This is a genomic window from Streptomyces sp. NPDC008317, from assembly GCF_042955955.1.
Taxonomy (GTDB): Bacteria; Actinomycetota; Actinomycetes; order Streptomycetales; family Streptomycetaceae; genus Actinacidiphila.
Genome location: NZ_JBIBFQ010000011.1, coordinates 205,392 through 228,418, shown reverse-complemented (window position 1 = coordinate 228,418; position 23,027 = coordinate 205,392). Strand labels below are relative to the sequence as shown.

Genomic DNA, 23,027 nt, shown 5'->3' with positions numbered 1-23,027 from the left:
GTCACACACTCGGGGGTCAACGGTCATGCAGCACGGTGGGGTCGAACTGACCGCGTATCTGGTCAACGAGTCGCGGGCGCGCAAGCCCGACCTCGCCGAGGATCCTCTGGCGGGCGCGTGGATTCCGGACGGTGACCGGCCCGCGGTGAGGGAGTTGTGGCGGGAGTTCGCCGACGAGGTGTACCCGCACGACGACCTGGTGGTGTCGCTGCGCGGACGCTACATCGCCGACACCCTCGCGCGGGCGCTGCGCGCCGACCCGGACACGGTGCTCGTGGTGTGCGGGGCCGGTTTCTCCTCGTATCCCTGGCTGTTGCCGTTCCCCGCGGCGCTGGAGGTGGACCTGCCGGAGATGGCGGCGGCCAAGCGGCGGCGGGCGGCGGAGCTGACGGCGTCCGGTGTCGCGCCGGAGCGTGAGGTGCGGCATCTCGCGGCCGATCTGAACAGCGCGCAGGGCCGCGCCGAAGTGACCTCCGCCGCACGCGAGTTGGCGGCCGGTCGGCCGGTCGCGTACGTCGCGGAGGGCGTCGTCTTCTATCTGCCGGGGGACGCGGCACGGTCGGTGGTGACGCTGGGCGCCGGTTTCGGTACGACGGCGGTGACCGCGGTCAGCTACTGGCCCGCGGCGGCGGCGGGCTGCCGTGTCCTGGCCGAGCAGCGCGACTGGTTCCTGCGCAGGTCGGTGCCCGCGGACGCGAGCCATCTCACGCACGACGAGCTGGAGTCGCTGCTGGGCACGGCGATCGAGGACCGGGGCCCCGAGGATCTGCAACGCCGTTATCTGGGCGGGGTGTCGGTGAGCGAGTCCGACCTGATCCCGGAGTACGTGGCGGTCTCCTGGACCCCCGGCTCCAGCACCGGCCGCGCGGGCGCGGCGGCATGAGCGGCGGCGCGAGAAGCGGCACAAGCGGCGGCACGAGCGGCGGCATGAGCTTCGGCGCGAGCGAGGTGCTGCATCTCCAGAGCCGGGCGTATCCGCTGCACCACCGCTCCCCCGTCAGCTCGTTGGAGCTGGTCGCGGTGCCGGGCCACGGCGAGTTACGGCCGGTGGTCGGGGGCCTGCGGTCGCTGGCGTACAACCCGGACACCACCATCGAGATGGACCTGACCGGCATGGTCGGACCGGCGATCAGCCTGCCGGGCACGGAGATCGTGGCCTGCCACGCGCGCATCCTGACCGCGGGCACGGTGCTGGTGGTCTACGCGCTGCGGCACGAGGCCGATCTGCGGCGGATGGCGCTGCACGACCTCGACGCGCTCGACGCGACCGTCAACCAGGCGCTGCGCGAGGCGGACGCGCCGATCCTGACGGCGGTGCTGGCCGCGGCCGTCGCCAGTGGTCTAGTCCAGGAGATCGCACTGCGGCCCGATCTCGCGCTGACCGGGGCGGGTTCGCCGATCGACCGTCAATCGGCGCGCTACAACTGCCACTTCGTGACGCGGGACCCGCCGTGGGCGGCCGACGCACGGGTGCCCGCGCTGATATCGGGCCCCGACTGCCGGATCCTGCTGCCGTACACCTACGCCTGGGACCGCGATCCGGCGACGCCGCTGCACGATCTGCTGACCATGACCGAGCCCACGGACATCGCGGTGGCGCAGCAGTCGCTGCTGGTGGGCGCGCTCGTCGCCGGGCGGTGGGTGCTGGCCGACCTGGCGCACGGCCACCCCGAGACCACCGATGTGCACGCCTTCCGGCGGTTCCTCGACGGCCTGTGGGCCGACTTCCACCATCTCGACGGCTACCGGATCGAGTCGACGCAGGCGCACCGGGCCAGTTATCTCTCCGCGCGCCAGGTGATCGGGCTCGACGACACCCAGGAGCGCGCCGACAAGCTCCTCGGTTACGTCAGCAACTCCCTGCTGGCCGCGTCCTCGCAGCGCGCGGAGGCGCTGGACGCCCGGCTGAACCGTGTCGCGGCGGCGCTGACGGTGGTGAGCGCCGCGTCCTTCGGCCTCGACATCGCCGTGTTCGTCCTGCCGCAGGTCTCCCTGGCCACGAAGCTCGGCGTCGTCACCGGGCTGCTCGGCATGGCGGTGTGCTGTCTGCTGGCCGTGGTCCTGCCGCGTACGCCGCGGTGGGTGGCGCGCCGCCGGATTCCGGCGCCGCGGGCCGCGGCCGACGACGAGCGGATCTTCGTACCGCACGGGCGGTAGCGGGCACCGGCCGCGCTACGTCGGCGTGGCCGGTGTCGGGACCTTCGGGAGCTCCACCCAGGAGCCGTAGAGGCACACATACGTCGTGCCGCCGTGGACCCCCTGATCGCTGTCGACGCACGGCGCGGACGGGTCGATCGTCGGCCGGACCAGCGTGTAGTGGCCGCACACGCGATACGGGTGTCCGGGGGTCGGGCACGTGCGCGCGTTCCCGCTCACGCCGGGCGTCACCGCGGTCGCGCCCGCGCGCGCCGGCGGCGCCGTGAGGGCGAACGTCGAGCCGGCCGAGGGCGATCCGGTACCCCGCGTGGCCGCGGCGCCCGTCGTCTCCGCCCGGGTCGGGGGTGTCCGGGAGGGTCCGCTCGGCGACCAGCCGAAGGGCAGCTTCGGCTGGTCCCGCGAGGGGCCCGCGCCGCCGCCGCACCCGGCGAGCGCTCCGGCCAGGGCGAGTACGGCGACGGCCAGTCCCGCACCGGCCGCGCGGCGCGCGGGCCGGGGCCGCGTGGGCCGTGGGGAACGTATGCGCGTGAGCATGATCGGAAGTGTGCCGTACGCCCGCGGCGGCGCGTGGCCGGGGCGTGCGCATCGGGTCGCGGGGGCCGGGGCCGCGCGGTCGGGTTGCGGGGCCGGGTTCCGCGGTCGGATGGTGGGCCGGGCGGCGCTTCGGGTTGCGCGGCCGTGACCCGCGAGTACGGTGATGGCGGTCGCGGGTGCGGGCACGGGCGGCACGCGCTGGCGTACGCCGGATGGCACGCGGCGGGAGTGGGGTCCGTCACGGACGGCCGATCTGCGGTTGCCGCATCTCATATGTGAGATAGCCTCGGCGATATGACCGACGACTACCTCGTACGTATCGGCAGGCTCATCCGAGACGCCAGGCAGCACAGAGGCTGGACACAGTCCCAGCTCGCCGAGGCTCTCGGGACCAGCCAGAGCGCAGTCAACCGTATCGAGCGCGGCAACCAGAACATCAGTCTTGAGATGATCGCCCGCATCGGCGAGGCGCTGGACAGCGAGATCGTCTCCCTCGGCTACGCGGGCCCCATGCATCTGCGGGTGGTCGGCGGGCGTCGCCTGTCCGGCGCCATAGACGTCAAGACGAGCAAGAACGCCTGCGTGGCCCTGCTGTGCGCGACCCTGCTGAACGCCGGGCGCACCACGCTGCGCCGGGTGGCCAGGATCGAGGAGGTCTACCGGATCCTGGAGGTGCTGGGCAGCATCGGCGTCCGCGCCCGCTGGATCAACGACGGCAACGACCTGGAGATCGTGCCGCCCGCCAGCCTCGACCTGGACTCGATGGACACCGAGGCCGCGCGGCGCACCCGCAGTGTGATCATGTTCCTCGGGCCGCTGCTGCACCGCACCGACCGCTTCCGCATCCCGTACGCGGGCGGCTGCGACCTCGGCACCCGTACGGTCCAGCCGCACATGAACGCGCTGCGCCACTTCGGCCTGGACATCACCGCGACGGACGGCACGTACCACGCGGAGGTCGACCGGAGCGTCACCCCGACCCGGCCGATCGTGCTGACCGAGCGCGGCGACACGGTGACCGAGAACGCGCTGCTGGCCGCCGCCCGGCACGACGGCGTCACCGTCATCCGCAACGCCAGCTCCAACTACATGGTCCAGGACCTCTGCTTCTTCCTGGAGGAGCTGGGCGTCCGCGTCGACGGCATCGGTACGACGACGCTCACCGTGCACGGCGTCTCCTCGATCGACCGCGACGTGGACTACGCGCCGTCCGAGGACCCGGTCGAGGCGATGAGCCTGCTGGCCGCGGCCGTCGTCACCGAGTCGGAGCTGACGATCCGGCGGGTGCCGATCGAGTTCATGGAGATCGAGCTGGCCGTGCTGGAGGAGATGGGGCTCGACCACGAGCTGACTCCCGAGTACCGCGCCGACAACGGCCGCACCCGGCTGGTGGACCTCACCGTCCGCCCGTCCAAGCTGCGCTCCCCTATCGACAAGATCCACCCGATGCCGTTCCCCGGGCTCAACATCGACAACGTCCCCTTCTTCGCGGCCATCGCCGCCACCGCCCAGGGCTCGACCCTCATCCACGACTGGGTCTACGACAACCGCGCCATCTACCTCACCGAGCTGACCCGCCTCGGCGCGGCCGTCAAGCTCCTCGACCCGCACCGCGTCCTGGTCGAGGGCCCCACCCGCTGGCGCGCCGCCGAGATGATGTGTCCCCCGGCCCTGCGCCCCGCCGTCGTCGTCCTGCTCGCCATGATGGCCGCCGAAGGCACCTCCGTCCTCCGCAACGTCTACGTCATCAACCGCGGCTACGAAGACCTCGCCGAGCGTCTCAACTCCATCGGCGCCCAGATCGAGATCTTCCGCGACATCTGACACACGGATGCCACCGCACCCCGTCTGACCTGCTGTTGAGCGGGTCGGTGCGGGGTGCGGCGGCTGGTCGTATGCTGGGCGCGTTCAGGGATGCGCTTGGCGTTTAGATATGTGATCGGGAGGATTTCCGTGGTGTCGATGCCGCCCGCCGGTGACCGGTTCCGGTCGGTCAGATTGTCGTCCGTCTATCTGCCGCTGGCGGTGCCGGTGAGCGACGCCAAGGTGCTGACGGGGGTGCAGAAGGCGATGACGGAGGTCGCGCTGCTCTTCGCGGAGATCGGGACGGATGACGGGCACGAGGGGATCGGGTTCGGTTACTCCAAGCGGGCCGGCGGTCCGGGGCAGTTCGCGCACGCGCGGGAGGTGGCCGGGGAGTTGGTGGGCGAGGACCCCAACGACATCGGGCGGCTGTGGGGGAAGCTGGTGTGGGCGGGCGCCTCGGTGGGCCGAAGTGGCCTGGCCACGCAGGCGATCGCCGCGTTCGACATCGCGCTGTGGGATCTGAAGGCGAAGCGGGCGGGGCTGCCGCTGGCCAAACTGCTGGGCGCGCACCGGGATTCGGTGCGGTGCTACAACACCTCCGGCGGCTTTCTGCACACGCCCGTCGAGCAGGTGATGGAGAACGCGACGGCCTCGCTGGAGCGCGGGATCGGCGGCGTCAAGATCAAGGTGGGGCAGCCGGACAGCGCCGAGGACCTCAAGCGGCTCGCAGCGGTACGGGCCCATCTCGGCGACGGCGTACCGCTGATGGTGGACGCCAACCAGCAGTGGGACCGGCCGACGGCGGCGCGGCTGGGGCGGGCGCTGGAGTCGTTCGGGCTCACCTGGATCGAGGAGCCGCTGGACGCGTACGACGCGGAGGGGCACGCCGCGCTGGCCGCCGCGCTGGACACGCCGATCGCCACCGGGGAGATGCTGGCCAGTGTCGCGGAGCACGTGGCGCTGATCGACGCGCGGGCCTGCGACATCATCCAGCCGGACGCGCCGCGCGTCGGCGGGATCACGCAGTTCCTCAAGCTGGCCGCGCTGGCCGACCACCACCGGCTGCAACTCGCCCCGCACTTCGCCATGGAGATCCATCTCCACCTGGCCGCCGCCTACCCGCACGAGCCGTGGGTCGAGCACTTCGAGTGGCTCGAACCGCTGTTCAACGAGCGGCTGGAGATCCGGGACGGCCGTATGCACCTGTCCGACCGCCCCGGCCTCGGCTTCACCCTCACCGACCGGGCCCGCGCGTGGACGCGCGAGAGCTATCGGACCGGCGTGGACGCGTAGTGCCGCCAAGTCCGCAGCCCAGGAAGGGGGTTAGGCGAGGAAGGGGGTTACGCGAGGAAGGGCGTTACGGCAGCACCGCGATGCCGTCCAGTTCCACCAGGGCCTGTTCGTCCCAGAGTCCGACCACCCCGATCACCGCCATCGCCGGATAGTCCCGGCCCGCCGACTCCCGCCAGATCCGGCCCAGTTCGGCGGCGCACGCGCGATACGCGGCGACGTCGGTGGTGTGCACGGTGAGCCGGGCGAGATCGGCCGGGGTGCCGCCCGCCGCGCGCAGGGCGGTCAGCAGATTGGCGAGGGCGCGCTCGAACTGAGCGGGCAGGCCGTCGCCGACGACCACGCCGGAGGAGTCCAGCGCGGTCTGGCCCGCGAGCATCACCAGACTGCGGCCGGTGGCGGTGACGGCGTGCGAGAAGCCGGTGGGCGGCGAGAGTTCGGCGGGGTTGATACGGCGCAGGCTCATCGGTACAACTCCCTGGCGATGATGGTCCGTTGGACCTCGGTGGCACCCTCGTAGATCCGCGGGGCGCGCACCTCGCGGTAGAGGTGTTCGAGCAGGTGGCCGCGGCGCAGTGCGCGGGCGCCGTGGATCTGGAGGGCGGCGTCGACCACGTACTGCGCGGTCTCGGTGGCGTAGAGCTTGGCCATCGCCGCGCGGGCGGTCAGGTCGGCGGCGCCGGTGTCGTACGCGGTGGCCGCCGCGTGGACCAGCAGCCGGGCGGCCTCGGTGCGAGTGGCCATCTCGGCGAGCGGGTGCGCGACGGCCTGGAGGTCCTTCAACGGGCCGCCGAACGCGGTGCGTTCACCCGCGTGCGCGACGGCCGCGTCGAGTGCGGCCTGCGCCATGCCGACCGCGAAGGCGCCGACGCTGGGCCGGAAGAGGTCGAGGGTGGCCATGGCGGTACGGAAGCCGTGGTCGGGCACGCCGAGGAGGTCGTCGGCGCCGACCGGGACGCCGTCGAAGACCAGCCGTCCGATGGGGTGCGGCGAGAGCATGTCGAGGTGTTCGCCGGTCAGGCCGGGGCGGTCGGCGGGGACGGCGAAGGCGGTGACACCGCGCGCGCCGCTGCCGCCGGGGCCCGGCCCGGGGGCCGTCCGGGCGAAGACGGTGAGGATGTCGGCCTCGGGCGCGTTGGAGATCCAGCACTTCTCGCCGGTCAGCCGCCAGCGGCCCGCGCCGTCCGGCTCGGCGGCCAGGGACAGCGCCGCCGCGTCGGAGCCCGCGCCCGGCTCGGTGAGCGCGAAGGCGGCGACGGCCCGGCCCGAGGTCATCTCGGGCAGCCAGCGCGCGGCGACGGCGGGCGCGGTGAGCAGCGGGTGGGCGCCCAGGCCCTGGAGGGCGAGGGCGGTCTCGGCCTCGGTGCACTCGCGCGCCAGCGATTCCCGCAGTACACAGAGATCGAGGGCGGAGACCGGGGCGCCGTCTCCCGGCAGGACGCGGGCCAGGAGTCCGAGGGCGCCGAGTTCGGCCAGCAGCGGCCGGTTGACGCGGCCCGGCTCACCGGCCTCGGCCAGCGGTTTCAGGCGTTCCGCCGCGAGCGCCCTGATCCGGTCCGCCCAGGCCGCCCGTGCCGGGTCGAGGGTGAACGCCACACGGGTGCCACCGGCGCCACCGGCGCCGCCGCCCCCACCGATGCCACCGCCACCGGCGCCGCCGCCCCCACCGGCGCGGCCCCCGGCTCCTTCCCCGGCCGCCGGACCGTCGGAATCCGTACCGCGGGAAACCCCGTCCTCCATCGCCCCGCCTCCCAGCTTTATCGCGTCCTGTTGACTGCCGTCATCAACACGTTACGCTGAAATCGTCCGCTGGATGCTTACTCGTCGAGGGGCACTGTCGCCATGGACCTGCTGCCGTCAGCCCATGTGGACACCTTCGCGCGCGATCACCTTCCGCCGTCCGACCAGTGGCCGCACCTCGACGGCCTGGACGGCGACGGCGACGACGACCGCGACGACCGCGACGCCCTCGGTGAAGGCCCCGGAGCCGACGGCGGTCTCCGCTACCCCGATCGGCTCAACTGCGCCGCCGAACTCCTCGCCACCGGACGCCCCGACGCCCCCTGCCTCCGGCTGCCCGACGGCTCGGAGTGGACGTACGCCGAGCTGCGCGCGACGACCGCCAGGATCGCGCACGTCCTCACCGACGAGCTGGGCGTCGTCCCCGGCAACCGCGTGCTGCTGCGCGGCCCGACCACCCCCTGGCTGGTCGCCTGCTGGCTCGCCGTGCTGGAGGCGGGCGCGGTGGCCGTCACCGTCCTGGCCGCGCAGCGCGCGCACGAGCTGGCGGAGGTGGGCCGGATCGCCCGCGTCTCGCACGCGCTGTGCGACGCCGCGTTTCTGGAGGAGCTGACGGCGGCGCGCGTGCCGGGGCTGCGCATCACCCCGTACGGCGGTACCGGCGACGACGATCTGCTGCGGCTGGCCGAGGGGCGCGCCGAGACGTACGAGGCGGTGCCGACCTCGGCGGACGACGTGGCGCTGATCGCCTTCACCTCGGGCACGACCGGGCACCCCAAGGGCTGCATGCACTTCCACCGCGATGTGCTGGCCATAGCGGACACCTTCTCCGCGCGGGTGCTGCGCCCGGTGCCCGAGGACGTCTTCACCGGCAGCCCGCCGCTGGGCTTCACCTTCGGACTCGGCGGCCTGGTGGTCTTCCCGCTGCGCGCGGGCGCGTCCTCGCTGCTGCTGGAGCGGGCCGGACCGGAGGAGCTGCTGGCAGCGGTCGAGAAGCACCGGGTCAGCGTGCTGTTCACCGCGCCGACCGCGTACCGCGCGATGCTCGGCGACCTGCCGTCGTACGACGTCTCGTCGCTGCGCCGCTGCGTGTCCGCGGGGGAGAATCTGCCCGCCGCGACCTGGATGGGCTGGCACGAGCGGACCGGACTGCGGCTGATCAACGGGATCGGGGCGACGGAGCTGCTGCACATCTTCATCTCCGCCGCCGACGACGCGGCCCGGCCCGGCGCGACCGGGCTGCCGGTGCCCGGCTACACCGCGCGGATCGTGGACGAGCGCCTGCGGCCGGTGCCGGACGGCGAGCCGGGGCTGCTGGCCGTGCGCGGACCGACCGGCTGCCGGTATCTGGCCGACGAACGCCAGACGGAGTACGTACGCGACGGCTGGAATCTGACCGGCGACACCTACGTCCGGGACGCCGACGGCTACTTCCGCTACGTGGCGCGCGCCGATGACATGATCATCTCGGCCGGGTACAACATCGCGGGGCCCGAGGTCGAGGAGGCGCTGCTGCGGCACCCGGACGTGCGGGAGGCTGCGGTGATCGGGGTGCCGGACGAGGAGCGCGGGCAGATCGTCCGGGCGTTCGTCGTCCTGCACGAGGGCGTGGACGGCGGGGACCGGGCGGCGGGCGCGCTGCGGGACTTCGCCAAGAGTGTGATCGTGCCGTACAAGGCGCCGCGCGAGATCCGTTTCGTGCCCGCGCTCCCCCGTACGCCCACCGGCAAGCTCCAGCGCTTCCGGCTGCGCGACCTGGACTGAGACGCCCTAGGGTGATCATGTGACCGAGCAGCACACACCGAGTTCCCTGATCCTCACCTTCTACGGTGCCTACGGGCGCGCGGAGTTGGCGGGCCGGGTGCCGGTGGCCGCGCTCATCCGGCTGATGGGGGCGGTGGGCGTGGACCCGCCGTCGGTCCGGTCCGCGGTCTCCCGGCTCAAGCGGCGCGGCCTCCTCGTGCCCGACCGGGTCGGCGGGGCCGCCGCGTACGCGCTGTCCGACGACGCGCGGCTGCTGCTCGCGGACGGCGACGGGCGGATCTACGGGGTCGGCGCCGCGCCCGATCCCGACCCGGAGGACTGGCTGCTCGCCGTCTTCTCGGTGCCGGAGTCCGAGCGGCACAAGCGGCATCTGCTGCGGTCCCGGCTGGCCGGTCTCGGCTTCGGTACGGCCGCGCCCGGTGTGTGGGTGGCGCCCGGCGCGCTGCACGAGGAGACCCGGCACGTGCTGCGGCGGCTCGAACTGGCCCCGTACGTCGACCTGTTCCGCGGCGCGCACCTCGGTTTCACCGCGACCGAGGAGGCGGTACGGCGCTGGTGGGATCTGGACGCGCTGGCCGCGCTGCACCACACGTTCCTGGCGGCGCACGAGCCGGTGCTGGGGAGGTGGTCGGCCGAGTCCGGGGCCGGGGCTGAGTCCGAAGCTGAGACCGGGGCCGAGGCTGAGTCCGAGGTCGGGGCCGGTGAGCCCTCGCCCGAGCGGGCCTTCGGAGACTATCTGCGCGCGCTCGACACCTGGCGCCGCCTGCCGTACGCCGACCCCGGCCTGCCCCCGGCGCTGCTGCCCGCGGACTGGCCGGGCATCCGCTCGGCGGCGGTGTTCACGGCCCTGCATGTGCTGCTGCGCGACCAGGGGGCGCGCTTCGTGGCGGACCAGTAGCCCGGCCCCTTGCGCTCAGGAGTCCAGCGCCAGCCGGGGTTTCGGCGCGTCCGTACGGCCGGTGGGCGGCGGGCGGCGGCCCGCGAGGTACGGGGTGGGCCAGGGCGCGCCGGGGCCTTCGTAGGACTGGTCGGCGGCGGCGTGCAGTGTCCAGTGCGGGTCGTACAGGTGCGGGCGGGCCAGCGCGCAGAGGTCGGCGCGGCCCGCGAGCAGCAGGGAATTGACGTCGTCCCAGGAGGAGATGGCGCCGACCGCGATCACCGGCAGGCCCGTCTCGTTACGGATCCGGTCGGCGTACGGCGTCTGGTAGGAGCGGCCGAAGGCGGGCCGCTCGTCGGCGACGACCTGGCCGGTGGAGACGTCCACGGCGTCGGCGCCGTGCTCGGCCAGCGCGCGGGCGACGGTGACGGCGTCGTCTCCCGTGGCACCGCCTGGTGCCCAGTCGGTGGCGGAGATCCGTACCGTCAGCGGCCGGTCGGACGGCCACGACTCCCGTACCGCGTCCAGGACTTCGAGCGGGAAGCGGAGCCGCCCCGCGAGGTCGCCGCCGTAGCGGTCGGTGCGGTGATTGGTCAGCGGGGACAGGAAGGAGGAGAGCAAGTAGCCGTGGGCGCAGTGCAGTTCGAGCAGGTCGAAACCGGCGCGGGCGCCGCGCTCGGCCGCCGCCGCGAACTGGTCGCGGATCTGCGCGAGTTCGTCCGCGCGCAGGGCGTGCGGCACCTGGTTGACGCCTTCGCGGTACGGCAGCGGCGAGGGGGCGACCAGCGGCCAGTTGCCGTCGGGGAGCGGCTGGTCGATGCCGTCCCACATGAGGCGGGTGGAGCCTTTGCGGCCGCTGTGGCCGAGCTGGAGGCCGATGGCGGTTCCGGTTCCGCCGACGCCGGTCCCACCAGCGCCGCTTTCGTCCGGGCCGGTTCCGTCCGGGCCGCTCGCACCCGCGCCGGTCCCGCCCGCGCCGGTCCCGCCCGCGCCGCCCTGCTGGTGGACGAAGTCGGTGATCCGCCGCCAGGCGGCTTCCTGTTGGCCGTTCCACAGGCCGGTGCAGCCGGGGGTGATCCGGCCGCGCGGGCTGACGCAGACCATCTCGGTCATCACCAGACCGGCCCCGCCGAGCGCCCGCGCGCCCAGGTGGACGAGGTGGAAGTCGCCGGGCACACCGTCCCGCGCCACGTACATGTCCATCGGTGACACGACGACGCGGTTGCGCAGCGTCAGGCCGCGCAGCCGGAAAGGGGTGAACATCGGCGGTGTGCCGGGCGGCGCCCCGAAGTCGCGCTCGACGCGGTCGGTGAACTCCCGGTCGCGCAGCCGCAGATTGCCGTGCGTGACGCGGCGGCTGCGGGTCAGCAGATTGAACGCGAACTGTGTCGGCGGCTGGTCCACGTAGCTGCCGAGCCGTTCGAACCACTCCAGACTGGCCAGCGCCGCCCGCTGCGTGCTCTCCACCACCGGCCGCCGCTCGCTCTCGTAGGCGGCCAACGCCGTTTCGGTGTCGGGCTGTTCGCGCAGGGAGGCGGCGAGCGCCAGCGCGTCCTCCATGGCGAGCTTGGTGCCGGAGCCGATGGAGAAGTGCGCGGTGTGGGCGGCGTCGCCGAGCAGGACCGTACGGCCGTGCCGCCAGCGCTCGTTGACCACGGTGGTGAAGGGCTGCCAGCGGGAGCGGTTGGCGTGCAGGGCGCGGCCGTCGAGGAGGCGGGCGAAGAGCTTTTCGCAGGCGGCGATGGTGGCGGCGGTGGCGGCTTCCGTATCGGACCCGTTCGCTGCGCCCTCCGCGCCGACGGCGCCGACAGCACCCTCAGCGCCCTCAGCGGCTTCGGCGGCTTCGGCGGCCTCGCGGTCGAAGCCCGCGCGCCGCCAGACGTCCTCGGTCATCTCGACGACGAAGGTGCTGGCGCCCGGCCGGTACGGGTAGGCGTGGGCCTGCATCACGCCGTGCGGGGTCTCCAGGATCTCGAAGCGGAAGGCGTCGAGCGGGAGGTCGGCGGAGAGCCAGATGTAGCGGCAGCCGTGGGTGGTCAGGCGGGGGCGGAAGACGTCGGCGTGCGCGGCGCGGGTGGCGCTGTGGGCGCCGTCGGCGGCCACCACGAGGTCGTGGTCGAGGGCGAGCCGGTCGGCGGAGGGGGCCGGGGTGCGGACGCGGACGTCCACGCCGAGGTCGCGGCAGCGCTCGTACAGCAGCGCGAGCAGCCGGCGCCGGTCGAGGGCCGCGAAACCGTGGCCGCCGGAGCGGGTGAGGCGGTCGCGGTGCCGGATGTCGATCGCTTCCCAGCGGACGAACTCCTCGCGCATGGCGGCGTAGACGGCCGGGTCGGCGTTCTCGATGCCGCCCACGGTCTCGTCGGAGAAGACGACGCCGAAGCCGAAGGTGTCCTCGGGCGCGCCGCGTTCCCACACCGTGACCGTGCGGTCCGGGTCGAGGCGCTTGAGGAGCGCGGCGGCGTAGAGGCCGCCGGGGCCGCCGCCGATGACGGCGACGCGCTCGGGACGGCGGGCGCCCGCGGTCCGGTGAACGCCCGGCATCGCTAGTGGCCTTCCCACGTCGGCTCGCGCTTCGCGGTGAAGGCGGCGTGGAATTCGGCGTAGTCGCCGCTGGTCATGAGCAACGCCTGGGCCGCGGCGTCCATTTCGACGGCGGCGCCCAGCGGCATGTCCAACTCGGCGGTGAGCAGCGCCTTGGTCTGCTGGTGGGCCAGCGCCGGGCCCGCCGCCAGCCTGCGGGCGAGCGCGGCGGCGGCCTCGTCGGCGCCGCCCTCCGGTGCCGGCTGGCTGACGAGGCCGATCCGTTCCGCCTCCGCCGCGTCGACGCTGTCGCCGAGCATCAGCAGCCGGGTGGCGTGGCCGAGCCCGACGAGCCGGGGCAGCAGATACGCGGCGCCCATGTCGGCGCCCGACAGGCCGACGCGGGTGAACAGGAAGGCGAAGCGCGCGGAGGGCTCCACGATCCGGAAGTCGGCGGCGAGGGCGAGCACCGCGCCCGCGCCCGCGGCGACGCCGTGCACGGCGGCGATCACCGGGAAGGGCGCCTCGCGGATCGCCCGGACGACCTGTCCGGTCATCCGGTTGAACTCCAGCAGCTCGCCGGTGCCCATGGCCAGGGTGGCGCCGATGATCTCGTCCACGTCGCCGCCCGAGCAGAAACCGCGGCCCGCGCCGCCGAGGACCAGGGCGCGGGTCCCGCCCTCCCTGGCCAGCTCGGCCAGCAGGTCGCGCAGGTCGGCGTAGGCACCGAAGGTCAGTGCGTTGAGCCGCTCGGGCCGGTCGAAGGTGACGGTGACGACGCCCTCGGCCCGGTCGACGCGCAGATGGCGCCAGTGGCCGGTGGGGCTCGCGGAGCTGGGATACGGACTCATGCGCGGCCTCCTCGCCCCGACGTTATCACCTGTTTGTGACTGTCGTCAGGAGAGCGAGACAAGGAGGGGGCGGGGCGCGAACACGGGCGGAACGAGAGCGGCGCCCGCGCCGGGTACGGGCAGGAGGTCCGTCCGCTCGCGGGCCTTTGGTCCCTACGACCTCCTTCCGGACGCCTCTGCTGACCGTATTGTCCGATTCCTAAGGTGGAGGACATCGGGGTGAGCGAGCCCCCGCCCCGTCCGGATCGGAGTAGCGATGACCAGCCCCACCCGCACCGCAGGCGAGTTCCCCGACCGGCCGACGGTCTGGCGGATCGACCTGCCGCACTCCCCCGCCGCCGTCCCGCTGGCGCGCGCCATGGTCCGTACTGTCCTGGTCGAACTCGGTCAGGACACCGGCCCCGACACCGACACCGCGGAGCTCCTCACCGCCGAGGTCGTGGCCAACGCCGTGGAGCACACCCCGCCGGGCGCGATCGAGCTGTTCGTGGAGCTGCTTCCGCACGGCTTCCAGGTCGAGGTCCACGACCAGGGCCTGGACTTCCCCGTCGGCCTCAATCTCCTGATCCCCGCCCAGCCCGACCCCCCGTGCCACGACGAGCTGGCCGAGCACGGCCGCGGCCTGATCCTGATCCGCGCGCTGAGCGCGGACTCCGGCTGCCGGCTGACCGGCACCGGCAAGGCCGTCTGGTTCACCCTGCACTGACCGCCGGGGCGGCCGGGCGCGGCCTCAGGACCGGGGCGGCACCGGGCTCAGGCCAGCGTCGCCACCAGGACCGCCTTGATGGTGTGCATACGGTTCTCCGCCTGGTCGAAGACGACCGACCGGTCGGATTCGAAGACCTCGTCGGTGACCTCCAGCGAGGTCAGCCCGGTGCGCTGGTGGATCTCGCGGCCGATCGCGGTGCCCAGGTCGTGGTACGCGGGCAGGCAGTGCATGAAGCGCACGTCCGGGTTGCCGGTGGCGGCGAGGACGTCGGCGGTGACGGCGTACGGCGCGAGCAGCGCGATCCGCTCGTCCCAGACCTCCTTCGGCTCGCCCATCGACACCCACACGTCGGTGTGGACGAAGTCGGCGCCGCGCACGGCCTCGGTGACGTCCTCGGTGAGGGTGAGGCGGGCGCCGGAGATCTCGGCGAGGCGGCGGGCCTCGGCGACCACGGCCTCCCGCGGCCACAGATTGGCGGGCGCGGCGACACGTACGTCCATGCCCAGCAGCGCGCCCGTGACCAGCAGCGAATTGCCCATGTTGGAGCGGGCGTCGCCGAGGTAGGCGTATGCGATGCCGGTGAGCGGCTTCGCGCTGTGCTCGGTCATGGTGAGGACGTCGGCGAGCATCTGGGTGGGGTGCCAGTCGTCGGTGAGGCCGTTCCACACGGGGACGCCCGCGTGGGCGGCCAGCTCCTCGACGACGTCCTGGCCGCTGCCCCGGTACTCGATGCCGTCGAACATCCGGCCCAGCACGCGGGCGGTGTCCTTGACCGACTCCTTGTGTCCGATCTGCGAGCCGGACGGGTCGAGGTAGGTGGTGGACGCGCCCTGGTCGGCGGCGGCGACCTCGAAGGAGCACCGGGTACGGGTGGAGGTCTTCTCGAAGACCAGCGCGATGTTACGGCCGCGCAGCCGCTGCTCCTCCGCGCCCGCCTTCTTCGCCGCCTTCAGCTCCGCGGCCAGCTCCACCAGGTGGCGGAACTCCTCGGGCGTGAAGTCCAGCTCCTTGAGGAAGTGGCGGCCCTTGAGGTCGACGGCCATGCGGGGACTCCTAGGTCGGGGTGCGGGACGAACAAGACTGGAAGTCTATACGTAGATCGGCATTCTTATACAGACCCCTCCCGCGCCGCACACGCGCCCCGCCGAGATCAGGCGTTCAGACCCCGCCCGCCCCCGACCAGGCGTTCGGGCCGCCCCTCAGCTCCGGTCGGGCGTTCAGACCGCGTCCCGCTCGATCGGGCAGCTCATGCAGCGCGGGCCGCCCCTGCCCCGGCCCAGCTCGCTGCCCGGGATCTCGATCACCTCGACGCCGCGCTTGCGCAGAAACGTGTTGGTGGTCGCGTTGCGCTCGTAGGCGACGACCACGCCCGGCTCCACGGCCAGGACGTTGCAGCCGTCGTCCCACTGCTCGCGCTCGGCGGCGTGCACGTCCTGCGTCGCGGTGAGCACGTCGATGGAGTCCAGGCCGAGGGCCGCCGCGATGGCCCGGTGCATGTGCTCGGGCGAGTGGTCGGTGACCTTGAGGTCGCCCGCGCCCGAGCCCGGCTCGATGGTGTACGAGGGCAGCATCCCCAGCCCCGCGTACTGCGTGAACGTGTCGCCGTCGACCATCGTCATCACCGTGTCGAGGTGCATGAAGGCCCGCCGCTTCGGCATGTCCAGGGCCACGATGGTATGCGCGGAGCCGGCCTCGAACAGCCCCTGCGCCAGCATCTCCACGGCCTGCGGGGTGGTGCGCTCGCTCATCCCGATCAGCACGGCGCCGCTGCCGATGACCAGGACGTCGCCGCCCTCGATGGTGGACGGGTAGTCGGCCTGCCCCTCGGACCAGACGTGGAAGCCGCCGCCGGAGAACAGCGGATGGTGCCGGTAGATCGCCTCGAAGTGCACCGTCTCGCGCTGCCGGGCGGGCCACCGCATGGCGTTGATGCTGACGCCGTCGTAGACCCAGGCCGAGGTGTCGCGGGTGAAGATGTGGTTGGGCAGCGGGGCGAGCAGGAAGTCGTCCAGGTCCATGGCGTGGAAGCGGACGGAGACGGGTTCGGCGAAGCGCTCCAGGAATTCGCGCTTGGTCATGCCGCCGATCAGCGCCTCGGTCAGCTCCACGACGCCCAACCGGTCGAACGCCTCCCGCAGATGGGGCGTGGCCAGCGGTCCGTACTCCTTGGCGTCGAAGACCCGGTCGAGGACCAGCTTCTTGGCCTCGGGCACCAGCATCGACTCGCGCAGCAGGTCGCCGAAGAGGTGGACCTCGACACCCCGGTCGCGCAGCACGTCCGCGAAGCCGTCGTGCTCGGCGCGGGCCCTGCGCACCCACAGGACGTCGTCGAAGAGCAGCGCGTCCTTGTTGCTGGGGGTCAGGCGCTTCAGTTCGAGGTCGGGGCGGTGCAGTATGACGCGGCGCAGCCGCCCGGTCTCGGAGTCGACGTGGAATCCCATGCCTCCATCCTGACCACCGCGCCCGCGATTCACGCGCCCCGGCGGCAGGACGCGCCGCGCGCGCCCCGTCAGCCCGCGCCAGCGCACCCCGGCGGGTACGCCGAACTCCCCATCTCGTCCTCTTGACGATAAGCGGATCGCTCGATATCGTCGCACTGACGAGAAGGAGGGGTCCACCATGGCCGACATCACCAGGCGCTTCGGCTGGCGCCATCTGCGTTCGGCGCCCACCGCGCACATCTGCCACCACTCGCGCGGCGCGCTCGTGCACGACGGGCCCGGCCTCAGCTTCTGGTACCGGTCGCTGACCGCGGCCCTCTCCGAAGTGCCGGTCGACGACCGCGAGTTGGCGATGTCCTTCCATGCCAGGACCTCCGACTTCCAGGACGTCAGCGTGCAGTCGACCGTGACGTACCGGATCAGCGCCCCGGCCACCGCCGCCGAGCGCCTGGACTTCTCCATCGACCCCGACACCGGGATCTGGCGCGGCGCCCCGCTGGAACAGCTCGCCACCCTGCTCACCGAGACCGCCCAGCAGCACGCGCTCGACGTCCTGGCCCGTACCGCGCTGGCGTCCGCGCTGGTCGACGGCGTGGCGGCGGTACGGCAGCGGATCGCCGACGGGCTCGCCGACGAGCCGCGACTGGCCACCACCGGCATCGAGGTCGTCGCCGTACGCGTGGTGGCGATCCGGCCGGAGCCCGAGGTGGAGCGCGCGCTGCGGACGCCCGCCCGCGAGCAGATCCAGCAGGAGGCGGACCGGGCCACGTACGAGCGGCGGGCCGTCGCCGTCGAGCGCGAACGGGCCATCGCCGAGAACGAGTTGGCCAGCCGGATCGAACTGGCCCGGCGCGAGGAGCAGTTGGTCGAGCAGCACGGTACGAACGCGCGCCGCGAGGCGGAGGAGAACGCGGCGGCCGACGCCGTGCGCGCCGAGGCCGAGGCCGCCCGGCTCGTCCGCCTCGCCCGCGCGAAGGCCGAGGCGGCGCGCGAGGCGGGTACGGCGCGCGCCGAGGCACAGGCCGGGTGGCTGCGGGTGCACGGCGACGTGGATCCGGCGACGCTGCACGCGCTGGCGCTCAACCGGGTCGCGGAGAATCTGCCGCGGATCGACAGCCTCACGCTCACCCCCGACATGCTCACCGGCCTGGTGGAACGGCTCGGGCGCCCCGGCGGCGGCGCGGTCCCGGGCTCCGGTGGTGAGCGGCGGTGAGCCTCGCCCCGCGCGCGGTGCTGGTGCACCGGGTCAGCGAGTACGAGGAGTTGCTGGCCCGGCACGGCACCCACGGCCAGGCGGCGTTCTTCCTCTCCTCGCGCGGCCGGAGCATCCAGGAGGTGCGCGAACGCCATCAGCGCGGGCGGGCCGCGCTCGCCGAGGTGGCCGCGGCGGTGCCGTTGCGGTGGCGGCAGGCGCGGGTGGAGCGGGCCGATCTGGACCGTTTCCTCTTCGCGCCGGAGGACGTGGTCGTGGTGATCGGCCAGGACGGGCTGGTCGCCAACGCCGCCAAGTACCTGTCGGGGCAGCCGGTGGTGGGGATCGACACCGATCCCGGCCGTAATCCGGGCGTGCTCGTCCGGCACCGGGCGGGCGACGCGGGCAAGCTGCTCGACTCCGCCGCGCGCGGCGGCCGGGCCGACGAACTGACCATGGTGGAGGCCGTCGCCGACGACACACAGCGGCTGCTGGCGCTCAACGAGATCTACCTCGGACCGCCGGGACATCAGACCGCCCGCTACCGGCTCGGTCCCGACGACGACGCCGCGCCCGCGGAAGCCCAGGCGTCATCGGGCGTTCTGGTGGGTACAGGCACGGGTGCCACGGGTTGGCTGCGGTCGCTGTGGCAGGAACGCGGCAGCGGCCTTCCGCTGCCGGGTCCCGCGGAGCCGCGGCTGCTGTGGTTCGTCCGCGAGGCCTGGCCCTCCCCCGCGACCGGCACTTCGCAGGTCGCGGGCGTGCTGGCCGCGGCCGACCGGCTCCGGCTGACCGTCGAGTCCGACCGTCTGGTCGCCTTCGGCGACGGCATGGAGTCCGACGCGCTGGAGCTGACCTGGGGTCAGACCGTACGCCTCGGCCGGTCGGCGACGGCGCTGCGGCTGCTGGGGTAGGACCGGTTCGGCACACGGGGATCGAGCCCGGTCGGACCGCCCACCGGAGGGGTGTGGGCGGCCCGACCGTTCGACGGGCACGACTCACGGCGTCACAGCCGGGGGTCGACCGGCTCCGACTCCAACGCCAGTACGGCGAAGACCGCCTCGTGGACGCGCCAGAGCGGTTCGCCGGCCGCCAGCCGGTCCAGCGCCTCCAGGCCGAGCGCGTACTCGCGCAGGGCGAGGGAGCGCTTGTGGCCGAGGAAACGGGACCGCAGCCGCTCCAGGTGCTCCGGACGGGTGTACTCGGGACCGTAGATGATCCGCAGATACTCCCGGCCGCGGCACTTGATGCCCGGCTGCACCAGCCGCCCCTTCTCGGTGCGGACCAGCGCGGCGAGCGGCTTGACGACCATGCCTTCGCCGCCCGCGCCGGTCAGTTCGAGCCACCAGCGCACTCCGGCCGCGACCGACTCCTCGTCCGTGGTGTCGACCAGCAGCCGCCCGGTGGTCCTGAGCAGCCCGGTGGGGTCGGCCTCGACCAGCCGGTCGATGAGCGCCAACTGCTCGTCGTGCGGGAGCGCGGCGAGGCTGCGGCCCTGGACGGCGAGGAGCTGGAACGGCGCCAGCCGTACGCCGTCGAGCCCGTCGGTGGTCCAGCAGTACCGGCGGTAGGCGTCGGTGAACGCCGCCGCGTCCGACGCCCGTTCGCGCTGTCTGCCCAGCAGGTCCGCGACGTCGGTGCCGCGAGCCGCCGCGGCTTCGAGTGCGCTCAGGGCGGCGGGGAAGACCGCGCCGCCCGCGGCGCCGACGGCCGCGTACTGCTTGCGCAGCAGGCCGGACGCCTTCAGCGACCAGGGCAGCAGTTCGGCGTCGAGCAGCAGCCAGTCCGTGGACAGCTCGTCCCACAGTCCGGCCGCCGTGACGGCCGCGCGCAGCCGGGCCAGCACCTCCTCGGTGACGGCCCCGTCGTCGAAGAACGGCCGCCCGGTACGGGTGTGCACCGCGCCGGTCGTGCCCTCGGGCACGTCGAAGCGCCTCCGCGCGGCGGCCTCGTCACGGCAGACCAGGACGACCGCGCGGGAGCCCATGTGCTTCTCCTCGCAGACGACCTGGGCGACACCGCTCTCGCGGTAGTCGGCGAAGGCGTCCGCCGGGTGCTCCAGCCAGCCCTCCTGCCGCGAGGTCGCGCAGGGCGACATCGTCGGCGGCAGGTAGGCGAGCAGGCGCGGGTCGACGGCGAAGCGGCTCATCACCTCAAGGGCCGCCGCCGCGTTCTCCTCGCGGACGGCGAGCCGTCCCATCTGCCCGGTCTCCACGATCCGCCGCCCGGTGACGTCGGCGAGGTCGAGCGGGCGCCCGTCATGGCCACCGGGCGCCTCGACCACGAGCGGCTTGGCCGGCTCGTACCAGACCCGCTCGGCCGGTACGTCCACGATCTCGCGCTCGGGCCAGCGCAGCGCGGTCATCTTGCCGCCGAAGACCGCCCCGGTGTCGAGGCAGATGGTGTTGTTGATCCAGGACGTGTTCGGAACCGGGGTGTGGCCGTAGACCACGGCGGCGCGCCCGCGGTAGTCCTCGGCCCACGGGTAGCGCACCGGCAGGCCGAACTCGTCGGTCTCGCCGGTCGTGTCGCCGTACAGCGCGTGCGAGCGGACCCGGCCCGAGGTGCGGCCGTGGTACTTCTCGGGCAGACCCGCGTGGCAGACCACCAGCCTGCCGCCGTCCAGCACGTAGTGGCTGATCAGACCGTCGATGAAGGCCGCGACCCGCTTGCGGAACTCCGGGTCGCGGGCGTCCTCGCGCTCCAACTGCTCGATGGTCTCGGCCAGTCCGTGGGTCTGCTGCACCTGGCGGCCCTTGAGGTAGCGGCCGAGCTTGTTCTCGTGGTTGCCGGGCACGCACAGCGCGGTGCCCGCCTCGACCATGCCCATGACGCGGCGCAGCACACCGGGGCTGTCCGGGCCGCGGTCGACGAGGTCGCCGACGAAGACGGCGGTGCGCCCCTCGGGGTGCGTGCCGTCGGCGTAGCCCAACTCGGCCAGCAGCGTCTCCAGTTCGGAACTGCACCCGTGGATGTCGCCGATGATGTCGAACGGCCCGGTGAGGTGCGTCAGGTCGTTGTAACGGCGCTCGGTGACGATCTCGGCGGAGTCGATCTCCTCGGTGCCGCGCAGGACGTGCACCTTGCGGAAGCCCTCGCGCTCCAGGCCCCGCAGCGAGCGGCGCAGTTCGCGCTGGTGCCGCTGCACGACGTGGCGCGGCAGCGAGGCCCGGTCGGGGCGCTCGGCGTTGCGCGCGACGCAGACCTGCTCGGGTACGTCGAGGACGACGGCGATCGGCAGCACGTCGTACTCGCGGGCCAGCTTGATCAACTCCCTGCGGCTCTCCGCCTGCACGTTCGTGGCGTCCACGACGGTGCGGCGGCCCGCCGCGAGCCGCTTGCCCGCGATGTAGTGCAGGACGTCGAAGGCGTCGGCGCTGACGCTCTGGTCGTTCTCGTCGTCGCTGACCAGGCCGCGGCAGAAGTCGGAGGAGATGACCTCGGTGGGCTTGAAGTGCCGTGCGGCGAAGGTGGACTTGCCGGAGCCGGTGGCGCCGATCAGGACGACGAGGGACAGGTCGGTGACGGGCAGCGTGCGCGGTGCGGTCATGCCGCCGCCTCCTTGCTGGTGGTCGTGGTCGTGGTCGTGTTCGTGGTCGTGCCCGTGGTCGTGTTCGTGTTCGTGTGACGGGTGTCGGTCGTGGGCGCGGCGATCGTGAAGACCGCCATCTGGGTGGGCGGGCCGACCTCGGGGTCGTCGGGGCCGACGGGGGTGAAGGCGACGTCGTAGCCGTGCCGGGCGGCGACCGTCGTCGCCCAGCCGCGGAACTCCTCGCGGCTCCACTCGAAACGGTGGTCGGCGTGCCGGACATGGCCCGCGGGCAGCGACTCCCACCGCACGTTGTACTCGACGTTCGGCGTCGTCACGACCACGGTCCGCGGCCGGGCGGAGCCGAACACCGCGTACTCCAGGGCGGGCAGCCGCGGCAGGTCGAGGTGTTCGACGACCTCGCTGAGCACGGCCGCGTCGTAACCCTTGAGCCGCGCGTCGGTGTACGCCAACGAGCCCTGGAACAGCGTGACCCGCGCCGCCTGCCGTTCGCTCAACCGGTCCAGGCGCAGCCGCCGCGCCGCGCTGCCGAGCGCCCGCACCGATACGTCGACGCCGACGATCTCCGTGTACCGCACGTCCTTCAGCAGCGCGCCCACCAACTGGCCCTGCCCGCAGCCCAGGTCGAGCACGCGCGTGGCCCCGGCGTCCCGCAGCGCCCCAAGGATCGCCTCGCGCCGCTGGACGGCCAGCGGCGTCGGCCGCTCCTGCGCCTCCTCGCCGTCCGGGCCCACGGTGTCCTCGACCGCGTTGTCGATGGCCTCGACCTCGATGTCGTCGGCGTCCGCCAGCCGGGCCAGCTCAAGCCGCTCCATCGCCTGCCGGGTCAGCGCCCAGCGCCGCGCCAGATAGCGGCTGGTGATCAGCTTCTGCTCCGGGTGCTCCTCCAGCCACCCCTCGCCGAACCGCAGCAGCTTGTCCACCTCGTCCGCCGACACCCAGTAGTGCTTGGCGTCGTCGAGCACCGGCAGCAGCACATAGATCTGCCGCAGCGCGTCCGCCAGCCGCAACTCCCCTTCGAGCACCAGCCGTACGTACCGCGAGTCGCCCCACTCGGGAAACCGCGTGTCCAGCGCCACCGGCTCGGCCTCGACCCGCCAGCCCAGCGGCTCGAACAGCCCGGCCACCAGCGCGGGGCCGCCGCGGGCGGGCAGCACCGGCACCTCGATCCGCAGCGGCAGCGGCGCCGCCGCCCGCTCCGGCATCGTGCGGCACTCGCCGCGCAGCGCGCTGGAGAAGACGGTACGCAGCGCCACCGCGAGCAGCGACGAGGCCGCGTAGGGCCGGTCGTTCACATACTGCGCGAGCGCGGAGTCGGGCGCGCCGCCCCGGCCTTTGCCCTTGCCCTTCCCCCGGCGCGCCAGCGCGGGCGGATCGATCTCCAACAGCAGCGCGGCCGTGGTCCGCTCGACCGACGCCTCGGGATAGAAGACGTGCGCGTTGCCGTAGGAGGTGGAGAAGGTCTGCGCCTTCTCCGGGTGCTTGTGCAGCAGAAACCCCAGGTCAGTGGCCGGGGCAGCCGCGGTGCCGGTGGTGGAGATCGTCAGGAACACCTCCCCGAGTATTCTCTTCCGGCCGCCCCCCGACCAGGGGATT

At 73.2% G+C, this 23,027-nt stretch carries 18 protein-coding genes; 9 read left to right on the top strand and 9 right to left on the bottom strand.

What is annotated here, in order from left to right; translation table 11 throughout:
* Positions 1–25: 25 nt before the first annotated feature.
* Both ACFY9V_RS31060 and ACFY9V_RS31055 read left to right on the top strand, forming a co-directional pair.
* Positions 26–883, top strand: a complete 858-nt coding sequence (locus ACFY9V_RS31060) for a class I SAM-dependent methyltransferase (RefSeq protein WP_391163879.1) — start codon at positions 26–28, stop codon at positions 881–883.
* A 44-nt stretch (positions 884–927) separates the two neighbouring features.
* Positions 928–2,157, top strand: coding sequence for a hypothetical protein (locus ACFY9V_RS31055; RefSeq protein WP_391163878.1), 1,230 nt, complete (start codon positions 928–930; stop codon positions 2,155–2,157).
* 15 nt (positions 2,158–2,172) lie between these two features.
* On the opposite strand, the gene ACFY9V_RS31050 is transcribed toward ACFY9V_RS31055, so the two are convergent.
* Positions 2,173–2,691 carry a hypothetical protein gene (locus tag ACFY9V_RS31050; RefSeq protein ID WP_391163877.1) on the bottom strand — a complete coding sequence of 173 codons (519 nt, stop codon included), beginning with the start codon at positions 2,689–2,691 and terminating at the stop codon, positions 2,173–2,175.
* Positions 2,692–2,985: 294 nt separating this feature from the next.
* Between ACFY9V_RS31050 and ACFY9V_RS31045 the strand changes: the two genes are divergently transcribed.
* Entirely contained in the window at positions 2,986–4,515 is a 1,530-nt protein-coding gene (locus ACFY9V_RS31045) for a UDP-N-acetylglucosamine 1-carboxyvinyltransferase (protein ID WP_355338602.1), read from the top strand.
* 138 nt (positions 4,516–4,653) lie between these two features.
* Positions 4,654–5,790: an enolase C-terminal domain-like protein gene (locus ACFY9V_RS31040; protein ID WP_391163909.1), complete on the top strand. Its 1,137-nt coding sequence runs from the start codon at positions 4,654–4,656 to the stop codon at positions 5,788–5,790.
* 64 nt (positions 5,791–5,854) lie between these two features.
* Here ACFY9V_RS31040 and ACFY9V_RS31035 read toward each other — a convergent pair whose 3' ends face one another.
* Both ACFY9V_RS31035 and ACFY9V_RS31030 read right to left on the bottom strand, forming a co-directional pair.
* The gene (locus tag ACFY9V_RS31035; RefSeq protein ID WP_391163876.1) at positions 5,855–6,253 is read right to left on the bottom strand and encodes a Rid family hydrolase; all 399 of its coding nucleotides are present in this window, start codon (positions 6,251–6,253) and stop codon (positions 5,855–5,857) included.
* Complete coding sequence (locus tag ACFY9V_RS31030; RefSeq protein WP_391163875.1) at positions 6,250–7,527, bottom strand: acyl-CoA dehydrogenase family protein; 1,278 nt, start codon at positions 7,525–7,527, stop codon at positions 6,250–6,252. Before ACFY9V_RS31030 ends, ACFY9V_RS31035 begins: the two co-directional genes overlap by 4 nt.
* 102 nt (positions 7,528–7,629) lie before the next feature.
* Here ACFY9V_RS31030 and ACFY9V_RS31025 point away from each other — a divergent pair, with 102 nt between their 5' ends.
* Together ACFY9V_RS31025 and ACFY9V_RS31020 are read left to right on the top strand one after the other, a co-directional pair.
* A complete protein-coding gene (locus tag ACFY9V_RS31025; RefSeq protein ID WP_391163874.1) occupies positions 7,630–9,291 on the top strand; it encodes an AMP-binding protein in 1,662 nt (553 codons plus the stop codon).
* A gap of 19 nt (positions 9,292–9,310) precedes the next feature.
* Positions 9,311–10,189, top strand: a complete 879-nt coding sequence (locus tag ACFY9V_RS31020) for a PaaX family transcriptional regulator C-terminal domain-containing protein (RefSeq protein WP_391163872.1) — start codon at positions 9,311–9,313, stop codon at positions 10,187–10,189.
* Between the two features lie 15 nt (positions 10,190–10,204).
* Here the strand turns inward: ACFY9V_RS31020 and ACFY9V_RS31015 are convergent, their stop codons facing one another.
* Both ACFY9V_RS31015 and ACFY9V_RS31010 read right to left on the bottom strand, forming a co-directional pair.
* Complete coding sequence (locus ACFY9V_RS31015) at positions 10,205–12,709, bottom strand: FAD-dependent monooxygenase (protein WP_391163870.1); 2,505 nt, start codon at positions 12,707–12,709, stop codon at positions 10,205–10,207.
* A gap of 2 nt (positions 12,710–12,711) precedes the next feature.
* On the bottom strand, positions 12,712–13,539 hold the full coding sequence (locus tag ACFY9V_RS31010; protein ID WP_391163869.1) for an enoyl-CoA hydratase family protein: 828 nt from the start codon (positions 13,537–13,539) through the stop codon (positions 12,712–12,714).
* 256 nt (positions 13,540–13,795) lie between these two features.
* Here ACFY9V_RS31010 and ACFY9V_RS31005 point away from each other — a divergent pair, with 256 nt between their 5' ends.
* Positions 13,796–14,245: an ATP-binding protein gene (locus tag ACFY9V_RS31005; RefSeq protein WP_355338580.1), complete on the top strand. Its 450-nt coding sequence runs from the start codon at positions 13,796–13,798 to the stop codon at positions 14,243–14,245.
* A 47-nt stretch (positions 14,246–14,292) separates the two neighbouring features.
* Here ACFY9V_RS31005 and argF read toward each other — a convergent pair whose 3' ends face one another.
* Together argF and ACFY9V_RS30995 are read right to left on the bottom strand one after the other, a co-directional pair.
* Positions 14,293–15,291, bottom strand: coding sequence for an ornithine carbamoyltransferase (gene argF / locus ACFY9V_RS31000; protein ID WP_391163868.1), 999 nt, complete (start codon positions 15,289–15,291; stop codon positions 14,293–14,295).
* Between the two features lie 174 nt (positions 15,292–15,465).
* Positions 15,466–16,689: an arginine deiminase gene (locus ACFY9V_RS30995; protein WP_391163867.1), complete on the bottom strand. Its 1,224-nt coding sequence runs from the start codon at positions 16,687–16,689 to the stop codon at positions 15,466–15,468.
* A gap of 178 nt (positions 16,690–16,867) precedes the next feature.
* Between ACFY9V_RS30995 and ACFY9V_RS30990 the strand changes: the two genes are divergently transcribed.
* Together ACFY9V_RS30990 and ACFY9V_RS30985 are read left to right on the top strand one after the other, a co-directional pair.
* Complete coding sequence (locus tag ACFY9V_RS30990) at positions 16,868–17,902, top strand: SPFH domain-containing protein (protein ID WP_391163866.1); 1,035 nt, start codon at positions 16,868–16,870, stop codon at positions 17,900–17,902.
* Positions 17,899–18,795: a hypothetical protein gene (locus ACFY9V_RS30985; RefSeq protein WP_355338568.1), complete on the top strand. Its 897-nt coding sequence runs from the start codon at positions 17,899–17,901 to the stop codon at positions 18,793–18,795. The genes ACFY9V_RS30990 and ACFY9V_RS30985 overlap by 4 nt, the downstream gene beginning before the upstream one ends.
* Before the next feature lie 92 nt (positions 18,796–18,887).
* On the opposite strand, the gene ACFY9V_RS30980 is transcribed toward ACFY9V_RS30985, so the two are convergent.
* On the bottom strand, positions 18,888–21,431 hold the full coding sequence (locus ACFY9V_RS30980; protein ID WP_391163865.1) for a polynucleotide kinase-phosphatase: 2,544 nt from the start codon (positions 21,429–21,431) through the stop codon (positions 18,888–18,890).
* Positions 21,428–22,984 carry a 3' terminal RNA ribose 2'-O-methyltransferase Hen1 gene (locus tag ACFY9V_RS30975; RefSeq protein WP_391163864.1) on the bottom strand — a complete coding sequence of 519 codons (1,557 nt, stop codon included), beginning with the start codon at positions 22,982–22,984 and terminating at the stop codon, positions 21,428–21,430. Before ACFY9V_RS30975 ends, ACFY9V_RS30980 begins: the two co-directional genes overlap by 4 nt.
* Between the last annotated feature and the right edge of the window lie 43 nt (positions 22,985–23,027).

Bases quoted from the DNA above. Each gene is read 5' to 3' on its own strand.
- ACFY9V_RS31015 (WP_391163870.1), bottom strand. From the start codon at position 12,709: ATGCCGGGCGTTCACCGGACCGCGGGCGCCCGCCGTCCCGAGCGCGTC.
- ACFY9V_RS31005 (WP_355338580.1), top strand. From the start codon at position 13,796: ATGACCAGCCCCACCCGCACCGCAGGCGAGTTCCCCGACCGGCCGACG.
- ACFY9V_RS30990 (WP_391163866.1), top strand. From the start codon at position 16,868: ATGGCCGACATCACCAGGCGCTTCGGCTGGCGCCATCTGCGTTCGGCG.
- ACFY9V_RS31025 (WP_391163874.1), top strand. From the start codon at position 7,630: ATGGACCTGCTGCCGTCAGCCCATGTGGACACCTTCGCGCGCGATCAC.
- ACFY9V_RS31055 (WP_391163878.1), top strand. From the start codon at position 928: ATGAGCTTCGGCGCGAGCGAGGTGCTGCATCTCCAGAGCCGGGCGTAT.
- ACFY9V_RS31050 (WP_391163877.1), bottom strand. From the start codon at position 2,691: ATGCTCACGCGCATACGTTCCCCACGGCCCACGCGGCCCCGGCCCGCG.
- ACFY9V_RS30995 (WP_391163867.1), bottom strand. From the start codon at position 16,689: ATGGGATTCCACGTCGACTCCGAGACCGGGCGGCTGCGCCGCGTCATA.
- ACFY9V_RS31010 (WP_391163869.1), bottom strand. From the start codon at position 13,539: ATGAGTCCGTATCCCAGCTCCGCGAGCCCCACCGGCCACTGGCGCCAT.
- ACFY9V_RS31030 (WP_391163875.1), bottom strand. From the start codon at position 7,527: ATGGAGGACGGGGTTTCCCGCGGTACGGATTCCGACGGTCCGGCGGCC.
- argF (WP_391163868.1), bottom strand. From the start codon at position 15,291: ATGGCCGTCGACCTCAAGGGCCGCCACTTCCTCAAGGAGCTGGACTTC.
- ACFY9V_RS31045 (WP_355338602.1), top strand. From the start codon at position 2,986: ATGACCGACGACTACCTCGTACGTATCGGCAGGCTCATCCGAGACGCC.
- ACFY9V_RS30980 (WP_391163865.1), bottom strand. From the start codon at position 21,431: ATGACCGCACCGCGCACGCTGCCCGTCACCGACCTGTCCCTCGTCGTC.
- ACFY9V_RS31060 (WP_391163879.1), top strand. From the start codon at position 26: ATGCAGCACGGTGGGGTCGAACTGACCGCGTATCTGGTCAACGAGTCG.
- ACFY9V_RS31040 (WP_391163909.1), top strand. From the start codon at position 4,654: ATGCCGCCCGCCGGTGACCGGTTCCGGTCGGTCAGATTGTCGTCCGTC.
- ACFY9V_RS31035 (WP_391163876.1), bottom strand. From the start codon at position 6,253: ATGAGCCTGCGCCGTATCAACCCCGCCGAACTCTCGCCGCCCACCGGC.